Source organism: Baaleninema simplex PCC 7105 (assembly GCF_000332355.1).
GTDB classification, from domain to species: Bacteria; Cyanobacteriota; Cyanobacteriia; order Cyanobacteriales; family Geitlerinemataceae; genus Baaleninema; species Baaleninema simplex.
In genome coordinates this window covers 219,557-221,530 of the sequence record NZ_KB235962.1, presented here as the reverse complement: position 1 = coordinate 221,530, position 1,974 = coordinate 219,557, and the positions used below count along the sequence as shown (strand labels likewise).

The following is a 1,974-nucleotide window of genomic DNA, read 5'->3' as shown; positions in this document are numbered from 1 at the left end:
TTGAACCGCTCAAACGACGACAGATGCTATACCATCACTTTCAGTGTCTAAACACATTAACGAGTCATTCAAGGGAGTCCAAGCCTTAGCGCTCAGTCCCGATGGGAGATTCTTGGTGAGTGGGGGTTCAGATGCAACGCTTAAATTTTGGAGCCTTCCCAGCGGACAGGAACAACAAACGTGGAAGATTCATCGAAATATTGTCGCGACCATTGCCTTGAGTCCAGACGGAAAAACCCTAGCTAGTGGCAGTCGGGACGAAACGGCTAAGCTAGTCGATCTCCAAACGGGAGAAATCCAACACACACTCAGAAGCTTCGGGGAACAAGGCCATCCTCAAATTGCCTCAGTAGCTTTCAGCCATGACAGCCAAATTTTGTTCATGGGAACTGATGGAGGCAGTGCTTCCTATTGGGATGTCAAGACCGGACGATATTTAGGTTATTTGGGTTGGATGTCAAGAATGGCAGTCAGCGCTGATGGGAAGTTTCTGGTGGGTGCTTATCTAGATGACTTAAAGATAAAAGACCTAATTCGCGTGCGGGCCAAGCAGACTATGCCGACCAAGCAGACGATAAAGACACCTCAAAGTGTCATTTCATCTGTCGCCATCTCTCCAGACAGTTCGTTAACTTTAGGCGGACATAATAATGGAGAAATTTACCTATGGAACACTCACTCAGGTCAAAACCAAGGTATTTTGAAGGGACATTCCGATCTCGTTGGAGTCCTAGCAATTAGTCCCAACGGAAAGGTTTTAGCCAGTGGCGGAAGAGATCGAACCATTAAATTGTGGGATCTCGCAACTCAAACGGAAATCTGCACCCTCACCGATCACACAGGAAGCGTGAAAGCTCTAGCGTTTAGTCCAGACAGCAAACTTTTAGTGAGTGGGAGTTTGGATAAAACCCTTAAAATTTGGGGAGCGGCTTGAACCACTCAAACGACTACAGATGCTATACCATCACTTTCAGTGTCTAAACACATTAACGAGTCATTCAAGGGGAGTCCAAGCCTTAGCGCTCAGTCCCGATGGGAGATTCTTGGTGAGTGGGGGTTCAGATGCAACGCTTAAATTTTGGAGCCTTCCCAGCGGACAGGAACAACAAACGTGGAAGATTCATCGAAATATTGTCGCGACCATTGCCTTGAGTCCAGATGGAAAAACCCTAGCTAGTGGCAGTCGGGACGAAACGGCTAAGCTAGTCGATCTCCAAACGGGAGAAATCCAACACACACTCAGAAGCTTCGGGGAACAAGGCCATCCTCAAATTGCCTCAGTAGCTTTTAGCCATGACAGCCAAATTTTGTTCATGGGAACTGATGGAGGCAGTGCTTCCTATTGGGATGTCAAGACCGGACGATATTTAGGTTATTTGGGTTGGATGTCAAGAATGGCAGTCAGCGCTGATGGGAAGCTTCTGGTAGGTGCTTATTTAAGTGACTTAGCGATCGAAGACCTAATTCGCGTGCGGGCCAAGCAGACTCTGCCGACCAAGCAGACGATAAGTACACCTCGAAATGTCATTTCAGCCGTCGCCATCTCTCCAGACAGTTCGTTAAGTCTAAGCGGACATCACAACGGTGAAATTAATCTATGGAACACTCACTCAGGTCAAAACCAAGGTATTTTGAAGGGACATTCCGATCTCGTTGGAGTCCTAGCGATCGCTCCCAACGGAAAGGTTTTAGCTAGTGGCGGAAGAGATCGAACCATTAAATTGTGGGATCTCGCAACTCAAACGGAAATCTGCACCCTCACCGATCACACAGGAAGCGTGAAAGCTCTAGCATTTAGTCCAGACAGCAAACTTTTAGTGAGTGGGAGTTTGGATAAAACCCTTAAAATTTGGGGAGCGGCTTGAACCGCTCAAACGACTACAGATGCTATACCATCACTTTCAGTGTCTAAACACATTAACGAGTCATTCAAGGGGAGTCCAAGCCTTAGCGCTCAGTCCCGATGGGAGATTC

Annotated in this window: 2 protein-coding genes; both read left to right on the top strand. The window is 47.4% G+C overall.

The annotated features are described in order from the left end of the window. Positions 1 to 43 precede the first annotated feature (43 nt). Positions 44 to 934: a WD40 repeat domain-containing protein gene (locus GEI7105_RS0126235; RefSeq protein ID WP_017663342.1), complete on the top strand. Its 891-nt coding sequence runs from the start codon at positions 44 to 46 to the stop codon at positions 932 to 934. Between the two features lie 19 nt (positions 935 to 953). After that, positions 954 to 1,865 carry a WD40 repeat domain-containing protein gene (locus GEI7105_RS0126230; RefSeq protein ID WP_017663341.1) on the top strand — a complete coding sequence of 304 codons (912 nt, stop codon included), beginning with the start codon at positions 954 to 956 and terminating at the stop codon, positions 1,863 to 1,865. Positions 1,866 to 1,974 lie beyond the last annotated feature (109 nt).